13 protein-coding genes are annotated in these 15131 nt (G+C 61.0%); all 13 read right to left on the bottom strand.

The features are described 5' to 3' along the window. Positions 1 to 70 precede the first annotated feature (70 nt). Positions 71 to 796, bottom strand: a complete 726-nt coding sequence (locus tag DIC66_RS04195; protein WP_117174396.1) for an MlaA family lipoprotein — start codon at positions 794 to 796, stop codon at positions 71 to 73. Further along, positions 793 to 1275 carry an outer membrane lipid asymmetry maintenance protein MlaD gene (mlaD, locus tag DIC66_RS04190; RefSeq protein ID WP_117174394.1) on the bottom strand — a complete coding sequence of 161 codons (483 nt, stop codon included), beginning with the start codon at positions 1273 to 1275 and terminating at the stop codon, positions 793 to 795. The genes DIC66_RS04195 and mlaD overlap by 4 nt, the downstream gene beginning before the upstream one ends. A gap of 13 nt (positions 1276 to 1288) precedes the next feature. After that, positions 1289 to 2071, bottom strand: coding sequence for a lipid asymmetry maintenance ABC transporter permease subunit MlaE (mlaE, locus tag DIC66_RS04185; RefSeq protein WP_117174392.1), 783 nt, complete (start codon positions 2069 to 2071; stop codon positions 1289 to 1291). Then, positions 2068 to 2907: an ABC transporter ATP-binding protein gene (locus DIC66_RS04180; protein WP_117174390.1), complete on the bottom strand. Its 840-nt coding sequence runs from the start codon at positions 2905 to 2907 to the stop codon at positions 2068 to 2070. The genes mlaE and DIC66_RS04180 overlap by 4 nt, the downstream gene beginning before the upstream one ends. Positions 2908 to 2982: 75 nt before the next feature. Next, the gene (locus DIC66_RS04175) at positions 2983 to 4449 is read right to left on the bottom strand and encodes a glutamate synthase subunit beta (protein WP_117174388.1); all 1467 of its coding nucleotides are present in this window, start codon (positions 4447 to 4449) and stop codon (positions 2983 to 2985) included. A gap of 9 nt (positions 4450 to 4458) precedes the next feature. Continuing rightward, the gene (locus tag DIC66_RS04170; protein WP_117174386.1) at positions 4459 to 9231 is read right to left on the bottom strand and encodes a glutamate synthase-related protein; all 4773 of its coding nucleotides are present in this window, start codon (positions 9229 to 9231) and stop codon (positions 4459 to 4461) included. Positions 9232 to 9400: 169 nt separating this feature from the next. Further along, on the bottom strand, positions 9401 to 10102 hold the full coding sequence (locus DIC66_RS04165; protein WP_117174384.1) for a transposase: 702 nt from the start codon (positions 10100 to 10102) through the stop codon (positions 9401 to 9403). Positions 10103 to 10116: 14 nt separating this feature from the next. Then, a complete protein-coding gene (locus tag DIC66_RS04160) occupies positions 10117 to 10584 on the bottom strand; it encodes an outer membrane lipoprotein (RefSeq protein ID WP_117174382.1) in 468 nt (155 codons plus the stop codon). Positions 10585 to 10637: 53 nt separating this feature from the next. Then, entirely contained in the window at positions 10638 to 11531 is an 894-nt protein-coding gene (locus tag DIC66_RS04155; protein ID WP_117174380.1) for a class I SAM-dependent methyltransferase, read from the bottom strand. Further along, entirely contained in the window at positions 11528 to 12112 is a 585-nt protein-coding gene (locus DIC66_RS04150; RefSeq protein WP_117174378.1) for a DUF1415 domain-containing protein, read from the bottom strand. Before DIC66_RS04150 ends, DIC66_RS04155 begins: the two co-directional genes overlap by 4 nt. A 33-nt stretch (positions 12113 to 12145) precedes the next feature. Continuing rightward, complete coding sequence (locus DIC66_RS04145) at positions 12146 to 13390, bottom strand: deoxyguanosinetriphosphate triphosphohydrolase (RefSeq protein WP_117174376.1); 1245 nt, start codon at positions 13388 to 13390, stop codon at positions 12146 to 12148. Further along, the gene (gene aroB / locus DIC66_RS04140; protein ID WP_117174374.1) at positions 13375 to 14484 is read right to left on the bottom strand and encodes a 3-dehydroquinate synthase; all 1110 of its coding nucleotides are present in this window, start codon (positions 14482 to 14484) and stop codon (positions 13375 to 13377) included. Before aroB ends, DIC66_RS04145 begins: the two co-directional genes overlap by 16 nt. A 55-nt stretch (positions 14485 to 14539) precedes the next feature. Further along, on the bottom strand, positions 14540 to 15064 hold the full coding sequence (locus DIC66_RS04135) for a shikimate kinase (RefSeq protein WP_117175076.1): 525 nt from the start codon (positions 15062 to 15064) through the stop codon (positions 14540 to 14542). Positions 15065 to 15131 lie beyond the last annotated feature (67 nt).

Below are 15131 nucleotides of genomic sequence, written 5' to 3'. Positions count from 1 at the left end.
TGCTGAAGAACATGGTTGTCATTATGTACCGCACCCCATTTGCCTGCGTTGCCTGCCTGTAAAGCTTGTATCAAGGCTCCGCGTCTTCATCCGGCGGGTTGCCGTCGTACTGCAGATTGCGTTGCCGCTGGAAATAGGCGTCACGCCGGAAGGTATAGCTGTCCAGGGCCGCACCCTCCAGCACATTCCCGGCATTCAGATACCTGGCACGAATATCCACAACATTCACCAGGGGCAACCACGTGCGCGTGTCCTGATCACCGATCTGATAGACCGGCATGCCTGCGCTGTCAACCGGTAGCGCCGCCACTTCACGCAAGGTGCGTGGCCCCAAAATCGGCAACACCACATAGGGCCCAGGCGGTACACCCCAGCGGCCCAGGGTCAAACCGAAGTCGGCCGTGTGGCGCTCGATATTGAGATCACTGGCCACATCCACAACGCCCAACAGGCCAATGGTCGTGTTGACCATGACGCGGCCCACGCTGTCGCTGAAGTCGTTGCCGCGACCCTGCAGGCCGTTGTTGACTACCGACCACATGTCTTCCAGGTTGTTGAAGAAATTACCCACACCCTTGCGCAACCAGTTGGGTGTGACAGCCAGGTAGCCGGTCGCAATGGGCTTGATGACGGCTTTGTCCACCGCCTCGTTAAAACCAAACACCGTGCGGTTGAATGACTCCAGCGGATCCCGGGCATTGGGCTGGGGCACCGTGGCACAGCCTTGCACTGCCAAAACTGCCAGCAGCAGCAGACATGCACGCCAAAGGTTCGGGCGGCTGTTCGACAAGCTCATGGCTTGGCCTTGTCTGCGCTGGGGCCGTCGGCGGCCTTGCTGTAGAGGAACTGGCTTATCAGGTTTTCCAGCACCACGGCCGACTGCGTCGTGCTGATGGCGTCGCCTGCTGCCAAGTTGGCTGTGTCTGCACCGGCCTCAATACCAATGTACTGTTCACCCAGCAGGCCACTGGTGAGAATCTTGAGTGAGCTGTCCTTGGGGAAGGCATAGCGCTTTTCCATGGACAGCGTGACCTTGGCCTGGAAAGTCTTGTCGTCGAAGGTAATGGATTCGACCCGACCCACCACCACTCCGCTGCTTTTCACCGCGGCCTTGGGCTTGAGGCCACCAATATTGTCGAACTTGGCCGACACCTGGTATCCCTTGTCAAAGTTGAGTGTCAGCAGATTGGCCGACTGCAGTGCCAGAAACAGCAGCGCAGCGCCACCCAGCAGCACAAACAAGCCTACCCATACATCCGTGTTGGAGCGTTGCATATTTTTTCTCCTCCTAAATACTGAACATCATTGCGGTCAGGACAAAGTCCAGACCCAGCACCGTGAGCGACGCCATCACCACCGTGCGGGTGGTGGCATGCGCCACACCCTCGGGCGTGGGCTGCGCCTCGTAACCTTGCAGCAGGGCGATAAAGCTGACGGCAAAACCAAAGACAACGCTCTTGATGACGCCATTGCCCACGTCCGCCCACACATCCACCCCGCCCTGCATCTGGCTCCAGAACGATCCCGAATCAATGCCGATCATGGCCACGCCCACGGCCCAGCCACCCAGAATACCCACAGCGCTGAACACGGCAGCCAGGAGCGGCATGGCAATCACCGCGCCCCAGAAACGCGGCGCCAGAATGCGCTGCACCGGGTCCACCGCCATCATTTCCATGGCGCTGAGTTGTTCCCCTGCTTTCATCAATCCAATCTCTGCCGTCAGCGAGGTGCCGGCCCGTCCGGCAAACAGCAAGGCGGTGATCACCGGCCCGAGTTCACGCACCAGACTGAGTGCCACCAGCAGGCCCAGCGCATCGGAAGAGCCATAGCGCTGCAGTGTGTAGTAGCCCTGCAGGCCCAGCACAAAGCCCACGAAAACACCGGACACCGCAATGATGGCCAGCGAGTAATTGCCCATGAAATGGATCTGGTCGCGCAGCAGCGCCGGGCGCTTGAGGGTGGCGCCAATGGAGGCCAGCAGACGCAGGAACAGGCGTGCGGCAAAACCCATGTCGGCCAATTGCCGGCGCACGGAAAAACCCAGCTCGGAGGGGCGATACCAGCTCATGACTGCGCTCCATTGGAGAAATCTGCATCCACGCTGGCTGCGGGGTAGTGGAATTGCACGGGTCCTTCGGGCAGGGCGTTGACAAACTGGTGCACCAGCGGGTTGTCGCTGTTGCGCACTTCATCCGGTGTGCCCTGGGCGGCAATCTTGCCGTTGGCCAGGATGATGATCTGGTCCGCGATGTGGAAGGTCTCTTCCAGATCGTGCGACACCACAATGCTGGTCAGGCCCATGGCGTCGTTGAGCTGGCGTATCAGCCGTGCGGCGGTGCCCAGGGAAATCGGGTCCAGGCCGGCAAAGGGCTCGTCATACATGACCAGCTCGGGGTCCAGGGCAATGGCACGGGCCAGGGCGACGCGCCGGGCCATGCCGCCCGATACTTCGGCCGGCATCAGGTCGCGTGCGCCGCGCAGGCCCACTGCGTTGAGCTTCATCAGCACCACGTCGCGGATCAGGTCTTCGTTGAGGTTGGTGTGCTCGCGCAAGGGGAAGGCCACGTTGTCAAACACATTGATGTCGGTAAACAGCGCGCCAAACTGGAACAGCATGCCCATGCGCCGGCGCGCCAGGTACAGCGCGTTGCGGTCCATCTGGCCCACATCCAGCACCTCGCCCGAGTCTTTGAGTCCATGCAGCAGCACTTTCCCCTGCTGCGCCTTGTATTGGCCACCAATCAGGCGCATGACGGTGGTCTTGCCACCGCCCGAGGCGCCCATGAGCGCCGTGACCTTGCCACGCGGGATGGTGAAGGACACGTCATCCAGAATCAGGCGCTCGCCGTAACCGAAGCGGACGTTCTGAAATTCGACGAGAGAAGTGGAGGAAGGTGGTGCCATAAAAAAACAAAAGCCAGTACGAAGCTGGCTTTTGCATCATAAGGGAAAACGCTTAGCCCAGCGCCGGGCCCGAGGTCAGCGTGGCAGCGAGCTGGCTCCCATCAGGAACTCATCCACCGAGCGCGCGGCCTGACGGCCTTCGCGGATGGCCCACACCACCAGGCTTTGGCCGCGGCGCATGTCGCCAGCGGCAAACACCTTGGGCACATTGGTGTAGTAGGCCTGGCTGTTCTCGGTGCTGGCTTTGGCATTGCCACGGGCGTCCTTGTCCACGCCAAAGGCTTCCAGCACGGTGGCCACCGGATTGACAAAGCCCATGGCCAGCAGCACCAGATCGGCCTTGAGCAGCTTCTCGGAGCCTGCCACTTCGACCATCTTGCCGTCCTTCCACTCGACCTGAACCGTCTTGAGGCCGGTGACCTTGCCCTTTTCACCCACGAATTCCTTGGTGGAGATGGCAAACACGCGCTCGCAGCCTTCGTCATGGCTGGAGCTGGTGCGCAGTTTCAGCGGCCAATAGGGCCAGGTCATGGGGCGGTTTTCTTCCACCGGTGGCTGGGGCATCACTTCAAACTGGGTGACGCTGACCGCGCCGTGGCGGTTGCTGGTGCCCACGCAGTCGGAGCCGGTGTCGCCGCCACCAATCACGATGACGTGCTTGCCGTCGGCGCGCAACTGGCCCTTGAGCTTGTCGCCGGCGTTGACCTTGTTCTGTTGCGGCAGGAACTCCATGGCGAAGTGAATGCCGTCCAGTTCGCGGCCGGGCACGGGCAGATCGCGCGATTGCTCGGAGCCGCCGGTGAGCAGCACCGCGTCAAAGTCCTTTTGCAGTTGTTCGGCGGAAATGGTTTCCTTGGCCCAGTTCGTGACCTTGCTGCCCTTGGGCATGTCGCCAATCAGCACGCCGGTGCGGATGGTCACGCCTTCGGCCTGGAGCTGCTCAGCCCGGCGGTCGATGTGCGTTTTTTCCATCTTGAAGTCGGGGATGCCGTAGCGCAGCAGGCCGCCCACGCGGTCGTTCTTCTCGAAGAGCGTCACATCATGGCCTGCGCGTGCCAGCTGTTGGGAAGCGGCCAGGCCGGCTGGGCCGGAGCCGACCACGGCAATCTTCTTGCCGGTCTTCACCTTGGGCAACTGGGGCACCACCCAACCTTCGTGCCAGGCACGGTCGATGATGGCGTGCTCGATGGACTTGATGCCCACGGCTTCTTCGTTGACGTTCAGGGTGCAGGCGGCCTCGCAGGGTGCGGGGCAGATGCGGCCGGTGAACTCAGGGAAGTTGTTGGTGCTGTGCAGAACGTCGATGGCGTTCTTCCAGTCGCCCCGGAACACCAGGTCGTTGAAGTCCGGAATGATGTTGTTGACCGGGCAGCCGTTGTTGCAAAACGGCGTGCCGCAGTCCATGCAACGCGCGGCCTGCTTGTTGGCCTGCGCATCATCCAGACCGATGACAAATTCCTTGTAATTCTTGAGGCGCTCGGCAACGGGCTTGTAGCCCTCTTCGATGCGCTCAAACTCCATGAAGCCTGTGATCTTTCCCATGTTGAATCCTTACTTTGCCAGAGCGGCTTGTTGTTTGGCGGTGGCAGCGGCCGTCTTGGTGACGGCGGCGGCTTCCTTGCGTGCATGGATTTCGCCCAGAGCACGCTTGTACTCGTTGGGGAAGACCTTGACGAACTTCAGGCGCGAAGTCTCCCAGGTGTCCAGCAGGTCACGCGCACGCTTGCTGCCGGTCCAGCGGTTGTGGTCTTCCAGCAGCTTCTTGAGCTGGGCCTCGTCGCTCTCGCCACGGTGCCAGACGGCCTTATCGATGGAAGCTTCCTGCTCGGCGGCGGTCAGCACTTTTTCCATGCTGACCATGGCGGTGTTGCAGCGGGTGGCGAACTTGCCGTCCTCGTCGTACACATAGGCAATGCCGCCGCTCATACCGGCCGCAAAATTGCGTCCGGTCTGGCCCAGCACGGCCACGGTGCCGCCGGTCATGTATTCGCAACCATGGTCACCCGTGCCTTCGACCACCGCAGTGGCACCCGACAGGCGCACGGCAAAACGCTCACCGGCCACGCCGCTCAGGAAGGCTTCACCGGTGGTGGCGCCGTACATCACGGTGTTGCCAACGATAGTGTTCTTGATGGCCTCGCCCCGGAAGTCGATGCTGGGGCGCACCACCACGCGGCCGCCGGACAGGCCCTTGCCGGTGTAGTCATTGGCGTCGCCAATCAGGTACATGGTGATGCCCCGGCACAGGAAGGCGCCAAAAGACTGGCCGCCCGTGCCTTCCAGCTGGATGCGGATGGTGTCGTCCGGCAGGCCTTCGGGGTGCACCTTGGTCACAGCGCCGGAGAGCATGGCACCCACGGAACGGTTCACGTTGCGGGCACGCTCCATGAACTGCACGCGCTCGCCCTTGTCGATGGCCGCACGGCTCTTGGCGATGAGCACATTGTCCAGGGCCTTTTCCAGGCCGTGGTCTTGGGTCAGGGTCTGGAAGCGGGGTACCTCGGGGCCGACTTGCGGCATGGCAAACAGGCGGCCGAAGTCCAGGCCGCTGGCCTTCCAGTGCTCAATGCCCTTGCGGGTGTCGAGCAGGTCGGCGCGGCCAATCATGTCGTCAAACTTGCGGATGCCCAGCTGGGCCATGATCTGGCGCACTTCTTCAGCGATGAAGAAGAAGTAGTTGACCACGTGCTCTGGTTTGCCGGAGAACTTCTGGCGCAACACCGGGTCTTGCGTGGCCACACCCACCGGGCAGGTGTTGAGGTGGCACTTGCGCATCATGATGCAGCCTTCCACCACCAGCGGTGCGGTGGCAAAACCGAACTCATCAGCACCCAGGAGGGCCCCGATGACGACGTCGCGGCCGGTCTTCATCTGGCCGTCGGCCTGCACGCGGATGCGGCTGCGCAGACGGTTGAGCACCAGGGTCTGCTGGGTTTCGGCCAGGCCGATTTCCCAAGGGCTGCCGCAGTGTTTGATGGAGGACCAGGGCGAGGCACCGGTACCGCCGTCATGTCCGGCAATCACCACGTGGTCGGCCTTGCACTTGGCCACACCGGCAGCAATTGTGCCCACACCGATTTCAGACACCAGCTTGACGCTGATGCCGGAATGCGGGGCCACGTTTTTCAGGTCGTGGATCAGCTGGGCCAGGTCTTCAATCGAGTAGATGTCATGGTGCGGCGGGGGCGAAATCAGGCCCACGCCGGGCACGCTGTGGCGCAGGCGGCCGATGTACTCGGACACTTTGCCACCGGGGAGTTGACCGCCCTCGCCTGGCTTGGCGCCTTGGGCCATCTTGATCTGGATCTGGTCGGCGCTGGACAGGTACTCGGCCGTGACGCCAAAGCGGCCTGAGGCCACCTGCTTGATGCGCGAACGCAAGGAGTCACCGGCCTGCAGCGGCAGGTCGACTTCCACCACGTCATTGCCGATCACGCTCTTGAGCGAGTCGCCCTGCTTGATCGGGATGCCCTTGAGCTCGTTGCGGTAACGGGCCGGGTCTTCCCCGCCCTCGCCGGTGTTGCTCTTGCCGCCAATGCGGTTCATGGCCACGGCCAGTGTGGCGTGGGCTTCCGTGGAAATGGAGCCCAGCGACATGGCGCCGGTGGCAAAGCGCTTGACGATTTCCGCAGCGGACTCGACTTCGTCCACGGGAATGGCTTTGGAAGGGTCCAGCTTGAACTCGAACAGGCCGCGCAACGTCAGATGGCGCTTGCTTTGGTCGTTGATGATCTGGGCGTATTCCTTGTAGGTGTTCCAGTTGTTGGCGCGCGTGCTGTGCTGCAGCTTGGCAATGGCGTCGGGCGTCCACATATGCTCTTCGCCGCGCACGCGCCAGGCGTACTCGCCCCCGGTTTCCAATGCGTTGGCCAGCACCGGGCTGTCGCCAAAGGCGGCCAGGTGCATGCGGATGGACTCTTCGGCAATGTCAAACACGCCGATGCCTTCCACGCGGCTGGGGGTGCCGGTGAAGTATTTGTTGACGGTCTCGGTGGACAGCCCGATGGCTTCAAACAGCTGGGCGCCGCAGTAGCTCATGTAGGTGCTGACACCCATCTTGGACATGATCTTGGACAGGCCCTTGCCCACTGCCTTGACGTAGTTGTAAATGGCCTTCTCGGCGCTCAGGTCACCCGGCAGATCCTTGTGGATGCTGGCCAGCGTTTCCATGGCCAGGTAGGGGTGCACGGCCTCGGCGCCGTAACCGGCGAGCACCGCAAAATGGTGCACTTCGCGGGCAGTGCCGGTTTCCACCACCAAGCCGGCTGTTGTGCGCAGACCGGCAATCACCAGGTGCTGGTGGATGGCAGACAGGGCCAGCAGGGCCGGAATGGCAACCTGGGTGGCGCTGATGTGGCGGTCGCTGATGATCAGGATGTTCTTGCCACCCTTGATGGCGTCAACAGCCTCGGCACACAGAGAAGCCAGCTTGGCTTCCACACCTTCATGGCCCCAGGCCAGCGGGTAGGTCACGTCCAGCGTGTAGCTGCGGAACTTGCCGTTGGTGTGGGCTTCGATATCGCGCAGTTTCGCCATGTCCTGGAAGTCCAGCACCGGTTGGCTCACCTCCAGCCGCATGGGCGGGTTGACCTGGTTGATGTCCAGCAGGTTGGGCTTGGGGCCCACAAAGGACACCAGCGACATCACGATGGCTTCGCGGATCGGGTCAATCGGCGGGTTGGTCACCTGCGCGAACAACTGCTTGAAGTAGTTGTACAGCGGCTTGTTCTTGTCGGACAGCACAGCCAGCGGGCTGTCGTTGCCCATGGAGCCGATCGCCTCTTCCCCGGCGGTGGCCATGGGGGCGATCAGGAACTTCAGGTCTTCCTGGGTAAAACCAAAGGCCTGCTGGCGGTCCAACAGGGAGACCTGATCGGTTACGCGCTTGGGCTCGACCTTGGCCACAACGTCAGTCATGGGATGGGCGGTGCGGCGCTCCTGAAAGGACACGTCATCCAGCTTGATGCGCAGGTTCTCGATCCACTGCTTGTAGGGCTTGCTGTTGGCCAGGTTGGCCTTGAGCTCTTCGTCGTCAATCATGCGGCCCTGTTCCAGGTCGATGAGGAACATCTTGCCGGGCTGCAGGCGCCATTTGCGTACGATCTTGTTTTCGGGCACGGGCAGCACGCCGGACTCGGAGCCCATGATCACCAGATCATCATCGGTGATGCAGTAACGCGAGGGGCGCAGGCCATTGCGGTCCAGGGTGGCGCCGATCTGGCGGCCGTCGGTGAACACGATGGAGGCCGGGCCGTCCCAAGGCTCGAGCATGGCGGCGTGGTATTCGTAGAACGCGCGGCGACGCGGGTCCATGGTGCTGTGCTGCTCCCAGGGTTCGGGGATCATCATCATCACGGCCTGGCTGATGGGGTAGCCGGCCATGGTCAGCAGCTCCAGGCAGTTGTCAAACGTGGCGGTGTCGCTTTGTCCAGCAAAGCTGATGGGATAGAGCTTTTGCAGGTCTTCGCCCAGCACGGGCGAGGACATCACGCCTTCGCGCGCCTTCATCCAGTTGTAGTTGCCCTTGACGGTGTTGATCTCGCCGTTGTGCGCCACATAGCGGTAGGGGTGGGCCAGGGGCCACTCGGGGAAGGTGTTGGTGGAGAAGCGCTGGTGCACCAGGCCCAGAGCCGACACACAGCGCTCGTCTTCCAGGTCCTTGAAGTACACGCCCACCTGGTCGGCCAGCAGCAGGCCCTTGTAGACCACCGTGCGGCTGGACATGCTGGGCACGTAGTACTCTTTGCTGTGCTTGAGCTTGAGGGCCTGGATGTTGGCACTGGCCGTCTTGCGGATCACGTACAGCTTGCGCTCCAGCGCGTCCTGCACGATGACGTCGTTGCCGCGGCCAATGAAAACCTGGCGCAGGATGGGCTCTTTTTCACGCACCGTGGGCGACATCGGCATGTCACGGTTGACCGGCACGTCGCGCCAACCCAACAGCACCTGGCCTTCGGCCTTGATCGCGCGCTCCATCTCCTGCTCGCAGGCCAGGCGGGAGGCGTGCTCTTTGGGCAGGAAGATCATGCCGACACCGTATTCGCCGGGGGCTGGCAGGGTCACGCCCTGGGCCAGCATCTCCTCGCGGTACAGCGCGTCGGGCAGCTGGATCAGGATGCCGGCGCCGTCGCCCATGAGCTTGTCAGCGCCCACTGCGCCCCGGTGGTCCAGGTTTTCAAGAATCTTGAGCGCGTTCTTGACGATGGAATGGCTCTTCTCACCGCGAATATGGGCCACAAAGCCAACGCCGCAGGCGTCGTGTTCTTGTGAAGTGGAATACAGACCGTGGTCTGAAAGATGCTTGATTTCTGCAGCCGTCGTCATGGCGCGCTCCTGAAAATGACAGTGGACGTGGAGCTTACTGCAATGCAACAAAGATGCCAAGAAAATTAAACAGGGTCAGATCCCATTTTAAAAAACACAACAGGCCGCAGTTTTTAATTAGGGACACATTAATTACCAACGATCGGCCCCATCACCCACCGCCATGCGTTCACTGGGGTTTGAGCAAGGCTCTGACTGGCCGGCCGGCACGCCCTTTGACAAGGCGGCGTGGGCTGTCTTTTTGCAGGGCCTGCACGAAGGCGGCGTCGCCCAATGCCCAGCCTTTCAGGGTGGCATCGGTCAGGACAGACTGCTGGCTTGCATCGGTACCGGCCTGGACCAGTTGTGCGTAGGCGTCTTCGCGCGCAAATGGGGTGTTTCCCAGTCCCCAAAATTGTGCATGGGGCGTGACCAAGCGGTCTACCCGACGGCCGATATAGTGCCCGTGGCTCGACCAGGCATAGTCCGCAGCACTGTCCGACAGACCAGCACGCACAGGATTGAGATCCATGTAGGACATACAGGGCAAGACGAACCGCTCGGGTTGCATCACAGTGCAGCGGTAACGCCCATCCCAGAGTGTGCCGCTGCGCCCCTGCTGGTCGTTGAAGTAACGCACATAGCGTCTCCCTACCGACTGGAGCATCAACGGCAGGCCATTGACGGCCTCGGGGCTCAGCAGCAGGTGAATGTGGTTGGGCAGCAGCACATAGGCGTGTACCGCGACCTGGAATTTGCGCGCATATTCGAGCAGCAAATCCAGCATCAGTTGGTAATCAGCAGTCTGCAGGAATATGGGCTGGCCGTTGTGACCGCGCTGAATGACGTGATGGGGCAGGCCCGCGAAACTCAAACGTGGCAGGCGGGCCATAGCGTCAAGAATTCCTATTTAGGCGCTTTGGTAACCCGGACTTTGCTGCCTGTGGTGACGATGATCACAGGGTCGCCCGCTTCGAGTTTTTCTGCAGCTTTGGCCTGCACGATGGCACGGCGCTCACCACCCTTGAGTTGGACCAGAATTTCGACAGCCTCTTCCCGGGTTGAGAATCGCTCGATGGCGTTACCTGCAGCCGCCCCAGCCACACCAGCCAGTACACCCAGTACCTGAGCCTCGCGTTGCACACCACTGCCGCCATAGCCGCCAATGGCGCCGACAACGCCGCCAACGGTGGCACCCACACCGGATTGGCTACCATCCACCGTGACTGTGCGAACGGAGAGAACCACTGCATCTTCAATTTTTGCCATGCGCTGGGCATCGCCACGCTGGATGACATCGGGGCTGCTGCTGGCGCAGGCGCCCAGGAGAACGGCAATCGAAACCACCAGAACCAGACGAATTGCTTTTTTCATTCTCAACTCCACAAATAAATATTGGGCACTGTAACCGTAACGCTGCAAACCGCTTAAGCGTCGACCTGTTCACTGACCGGATGATTGTCTTGCAGCTGTGTAAACCGCACGTCAAGCAGGGAAAGAATGCCAAATTCCTTCAGAATGGCCATCAGCCTGTCAGCTGAACTGCGCTTGCGCTGCCCTGTATAGCGCGCCAGTATCAGCTCATTTTTCATGCTGTGCTCCCATCCGACCAATTCGGTCACCGTAACCTGATAGCCACAGGCTTCCAGGTAAAGGCAGCGCAGCACATTCGTCAGCTGGCTGCCCATTTCCCGCGCATGCAGCGGGTGGCGCCACAGCTCGGCCAGGGGCGTTCGGTTCAGTGACAGTGCCTTGCCCTGGTTCAAATGGCGTGCCACTTCGGCCTGGCAACAGGGCACCAGCACAAAGGCCCGGGCCTTTTTCTGCAGGCCGAAGGCGATGGCATCGTCCGTGGCGGTGTCGCAGGCATGCAGTGCCGTCACCACATCAACCCGATCCGGCAAGAGCGCACTGTCGGCAGACTCGGCCACGGTCAGATTGAGAAAGGACATGCGCTCAAAGCCCAGTTTGCTGGCCAGCAGCATGGACTTTTGCACGAGCTCTGCACGGGTTTCAATGCCGTAGATGTGGCCACTGGATCGTGTATTGAAGTACAGGTCGTACAGAATAAAACCCAGGTAGGACTTTCCTGCGCCATGGTCTGCCAGGGTCAGCTCGCGCCCGGGCTGCACAGGCAGTTCGTCCAGCAGCTTTTCAATAAACTGGAACAGGTGATAGACCTGTTTGAGTTTGCGCCGCGAGTCCTGATTCAGCTTGCCCTCACGGGTCAGGATGTGCAATTCCTTCAGGAGCTCAATGGATTGGCCAGGCCGCAATTCCTCTGCCAGCGGGTTGGGTGTTGTGCTTGGGGCGCGCTTCATGGCATGTCCTCCGGTTTGAGGCGGGCGGAGAGGTCCAGCGCCGTCCAGCCCTCGTGACCCAATCGCTGCAAGGTTTGCATATTGGTCTCAAAGATGGCTTCCGGGTTGGGGAAGGCCGCCACAGCCCTGTCCACACTGTCTTCGCGTAACAGGTGCAGGGTTGGGTAAGGTGCACGGTTGGTGCAATTGGTGATGTCGTCTGGCTCGGTGCCGGCGAACTGGTAGTGCGGATGCAGACTGGCAATCTGCAGCACACCCTCCAGATCCAGATCGGCCAACAGTTTGTCGGCACGCGCCAACACCTCATTGAACTCCAGGAAGTCAAAAAATCCGTTGGGAGCGATCAGCAATGTGGTGTCCACCAACTGCGGGTCTGCCGCAACCAGTGCCAGCAACTCGCGCTTTAGATCTGCCAGCAAGGCCTTTGCGCCCGTGGCTGTGCTGATGGCATAGCGCACTTGCTGCTTGACCTCGACCGCCTTGGCAAAGGGGCACAGGTTCAGGCCAATGACGGCTCGCTGCACCCAGCGGCGCGTGTCTTCGATGACCAGCGCATCGCGCGCTGCCTGTTCAATATTCATATGTCTTGTTTGTCGGGTTCAGTAGACAGGCATTCAGTCGGCCCCGGTCAGCAGATGTTGTCCAGTCAGGCGATGGTGTTCGCGCGAAGCGAAACGGTCTGTCATGCCGGCAATATAGTCGGCAACGCTGCGTTGAAGGGGCGGACCCGCATCCCACGTTGCGGCCTGCGTTGCCTGAGACCTGAGGGCAAACCCCGCCTGCATTTCGCCGGGTCGTACGCAGTAGAGGTCAAACAGTTCGCGCACCACCTGTTTGGCCTGCGACATGGTGTGCACCACCTGGGGGTGGCGGTACAGGTGCGCAAACAAGAAGCTCTTGAGCTGGGCCGAACGCTGCTGCATGTCGCTGCCAAACACAACCAGGGGCACGCTGCGGCGAACGTCGCCCGGGCTCTCTACCCCGGCCTGCGCAATGGCCTCGCCGGTGGCTGCAATCACGGCAAAGACCTGGTCACTGAGCATCAGGCGAATGCTCTCGTACATCAGGCGCCGCGCCTGTGCGGGCTGGTGCAAATGGGCATGCGCGGACAGGGCCTGTTCGCAATAGGTGTTGAAGAGGGGAACGGCCCGCACCTGCTCCAGCGTGATCAATCCGGAGCGAATGCCATCGTCAATATCGTGGGCGTTGTAGGCGATTTCGTCTGCCAGATTGCACAACTGCGCCTCCAGGCTGGGCTGAGCGGCCTCCAGAAAACGTTGGCCTACACCGCCCTGTCCATCGGCATAGACATGCTCGGCCGCTTCGAGCAGACGGGCATTGTTGCGGGAGCAGTGTTTGAGAACGCCCTCCCGGGTTTCAAAGGTCAGGTTCAGGCCGTCGAACAAGGGATAACGCTCTTCCAGCAAGTCGACCACGCGCAGGCTTTGCAGGTTGTGTTCAAAGCCGCCAAATTCGGACATGCATTCATGCAAGGCGTCCTGGCCGGCATGACCAAAAGGGGTATGCCCCAGGTCGTGGGCCAGGGCAATAGCCTCTACCAGGTCCTCATTCAAGCGCAGTGAGCGTGCAATGCTGCGGCCGAGTTGCGCCACCTCCAGTGAATGCGTCAGGCGGGTGCGAAACAGATCGCCCTCATGGTTCAAAAATACCTGCGTCTTGTAGACCAGACGCCTGAAGGCCGTGGAGTGCACTATCCGGTCGCGGTCGCGCTGGTATTCGGTGCGTGTGGCTGGCGCACGCTCCCCTATGCGGCGTCCCCGCGAATGCGCAGGGTCACTGGCATACGACGCCAAGCCCGGCGCAAGATGGGCCGCAGGCAGGTCTAGGCCTTGCAACATGCGTCAATCACTTCGCGCACCAGTGCATCAGGAGCACCTTGCACGGTGGCCTTGGACGCTCCGTCGATCAGCACAAACTTGATCTGACCCGCGTCCGCCTTTTTGTCCAGGCGCATGAGCTGCAGGTAACGGCCGGCATTATCGGTAGCGTCCAGAACGGGGCCCACTACGGGCAATCCTGCACGCAGTGTCAGCGCATGCAGGCGCGCCACCAAGCCGGCATCTACCAGCCCCAGGCGCAGCGACAACTGGGCAGCCATGACCATGCCGCAGCCTACGGCCTCGCCATGCAGCCAGGCACCGTAGCCCATGCCGGCCTCGATGGCATGACCAAACGTATGGCCAAAATTCAGAATCGCCCGCAAGCCGCCTTCGCGCTCGTCCTGCGCCACCACCCAGGCCTTGATCTCGCAGCTGCGCTGCACGGCGTGCGCCATGGCAGTGACATCACGGGCCCGCAAGGCGTCCATGTTGTGCTCCAGCCAGTCCATGAAGGACAGGTCGGCAATCGGTCCGTATTTGATGACCTCGGCCAGCCCGGCGCTGAGCTCACGGTCCGGCAGCGTCTGGAGAGTGTCCAGGTCGCAAATCACGCGCAGCGGTTGGTAGAAAGCTCCGATCATGTTTTTGCCCAGCGGGTGGTTGATGCCCGTTTTGCCACCTACCGAGGAATCGACCTGTGACAGCAAGGTGGTGGGAATCTGCAGGAACGGAACACCCCGCATGAAACTGGCGGCGGCATAGCCAGTCATGTCGCCCACCACACCTCCACCCAGAGCAACCAGCAGGGTCTTGCGGTCGCAGCCGTTCTGCAGCAGTGTGTCAAAGATCAGGTTGAGGGTTTGCCAGTTCTTGTGGACTTCACCGTCGGGCAGCGCAAGGGTCAACACATGGGCGTATTTTTTGCCAAGTGATTCAGCAAGGCGTGCGGCATACAAGGGGGCCACGGTTTCATTGCTGACGATCAACACCGAGGTGGCCCTTGGCAAGCCATCGAGCATGGCCTCCAGGTTCAACAGGCCCGAGCCTATATGGATGTCGTAGCTGCGCTCGGCCAGGTCAATGGATACGGTTTGAAATAGGGACTTGCTCATGGTCCAAGTTTAGAGCTTTTGCAACAGACCCTTGAGGCCCACCCACCGGCCTTGTTCAGCCCTTGTTCTGGTGCGCCGAGAGTTCAAGTTGCATCATGATCATGTTCACCAAAGTCGAGACCGAGGGTCGACCGGTTTCCAGTACAAAATGCGCCACTTCGCGGTACAAAGGGTCACGCTCGGCAAACAGGTTTTTCAGTTTCAGTAACGGGTCCGCCACTTGCAGCAAGGGTCGGTTTGTGTCGTGGCGCAAACGCCGAAACAGTTCCTCAGGAGTGGACTTGAGATAAACCACGCGGCCACGCTCACGCAAATGCTGACGATTTGCTGCTCGCAACACAGAACCGCCCCCGGTAGAAACAACCTTGGCAGGCGCTTGGGTAAGGGTGTCCAGCACTTCCTCTTCAATGTCACGGAAACGCACCTCACCCTCACGCTCAAAAAACTCGCGGATGGAACATCCGATCCGGATTTCGATTTCGTGGTCAGAATCTACGAAGGGCAACTGGAGCCGCCGGGCCAGTTGCCGCCCGACAGTGGTTTTGCCAGAGCCTGGAAGGCCAATCAAAGCAACCGAAATAGCAGACTCCACCAGTTAGTTCAAAGCCATTACGCACCAACGCCGCTTGAGCCAGCCTTGGCTGCAG

This window comes from Rhodoferax lacus (genome assembly GCF_003415675.1).
GTDB classification, from domain to species: domain Bacteria; phylum Pseudomonadota; class Gammaproteobacteria; order Burkholderiales; family Burkholderiaceae_C; genus Allorhodoferax; species Allorhodoferax lacus.
The sequence above is the reverse complement of the archived record's forward strand: the minus strand, read 5'-3'. Positions and strand labels throughout refer to the sequence as shown.

What these genes read in the sequence shown, in the direction of transcription:
- DIC66_RS04165 (WP_117174384.1), bottom strand. Translation starts at nt 10,102, where the DNA reads ATGGCCCGCCTGCCACGTTTGAGTTTCGCGGGCCTGCCCCATCACGTC.
- DIC66_RS04170 (WP_117174386.1), bottom strand. Translation starts at nt 9,231, where the DNA reads ATGACGACGGCTGCAGAAATCAAGCATCTTTCAGACCACGGTCTGTAT.
- aroB (WP_117174374.1), bottom strand. Translation starts at nt 14,484, where the DNA reads ATGAGCAAGTCCCTATTTCAAACCGTATCCATTGACCTGGCCGAGCGC.
- DIC66_RS04180 (WP_117174390.1), bottom strand. Translation starts at nt 2,907, where the DNA reads ATGGCACCACCTTCCTCCACTTCTCTCGTCGAATTTCAGAACGTCCGC.
- DIC66_RS04160 (WP_117174382.1), bottom strand. Translation starts at nt 10,584, where the DNA reads ATGAAAAAAGCAATTCGTCTGGTTCTGGTGGTTTCGATTGCCGTTCTC.
- DIC66_RS04155 (WP_117174380.1), bottom strand. Translation starts at nt 11,531, where the DNA reads ATGAAGCGCGCCCCAAGCACAACACCCAACCCGCTGGCAGAGGAATTG.
- DIC66_RS04175 (WP_117174388.1), bottom strand. Translation starts at nt 4,449, where the DNA reads ATGGGAAAGATCACAGGCTTCATGGAGTTTGAGCGCATCGAAGAGGGC.
- mlaE (WP_117174392.1), bottom strand. Translation starts at nt 2,071, where the DNA reads ATGAGCTGGTATCGCCCCTCCGAGCTGGGTTTTTCCGTGCGCCGGCAA.
- DIC66_RS04145 (WP_117174376.1), bottom strand. Translation starts at nt 13,390, where the DNA reads ATGTTGCAAGGCCTAGACCTGCCTGCGGCCCATCTTGCGCCGGGCTTG.
- DIC66_RS04150 (WP_117174378.1), bottom strand. Translation starts at nt 12,112, where the DNA reads ATGAATATTGAACAGGCAGCGCGCGATGCGCTGGTCATCGAAGACACG.
- DIC66_RS04195 (WP_117174396.1), bottom strand. Translation starts at nt 796, where the DNA reads ATGAGCTTGTCGAACAGCCGCCCGAACCTTTGGCGTGCATGTCTGCTG.
- mlaD (WP_117174394.1), bottom strand. Translation starts at nt 1,275, where the DNA reads ATGCAACGCTCCAACACGGATGTATGGGTAGGCTTGTTTGTGCTGCTG.